At 34.5% G+C, this 501-nt stretch carries 1 protein-coding gene; it reads right to left on the bottom strand.

Annotation, left to right across the window (positions count from 1 at the left end; all coding sequences use genetic code 11):
- Positions 1-501, bottom strand: a 501-nt coding sequence (locus C6988_RS11080; protein WP_342752394.1) for an ATP-grasp domain-containing protein, incomplete at both ends; no start/stop codon positions are given.

The raw sequence follows: 501 nt of genomic DNA, 5'->3' as shown, positions 1-501 counted from the left end.
TTTTCCACCACTATCTGATAACATGTCTAGTGTAGACATTACTAGTCCTGCACCATTTCCAACGACTGCAATATTTCCATCTAATTCTACAAGTGAGAATCCACTTTTTTCTGCTCTTTCTTCAAGCTCTGATATTTCTTGATATTTCATGAGCTCCTCATGCCTAAAGTTTGAATTATCATCTGTCATTACTTTGCCATCAAGGGCAAGTAGTGAACCATCTTCGATAATTGCTAATGGATTAATTTCTGCTAGTTCTGCTTCTTTCTCAATTGTTAGCTTTGATAATTTTTGTAAAATCTCAACTAAATCATCTGCTGCTTTTCCTTCTAATCCCATTTCTTTTGCAACTTCTCTTGCAACATTTTCTTCAACATTGCCCAAGCCTACTTCTTTAATGATTTGATTTTTTACTGATTCAATCTCGACTCCTCCTTCAGCTGATGCAATAATTGTATAGCATCTTTTACTTCGATTCAAAAACAATGAAAGATAGAGTTC

It is taken from the genome of Nitrosopumilus sp. b1, from assembly GCF_014078545.1.
Taxonomy (GTDB): Archaea; Thermoproteota; Nitrososphaeria; order Nitrososphaerales; family Nitrosopumilaceae; genus PXYB01.
This window is presented reverse-complemented; position numbering and strand designations above follow the sequence as displayed.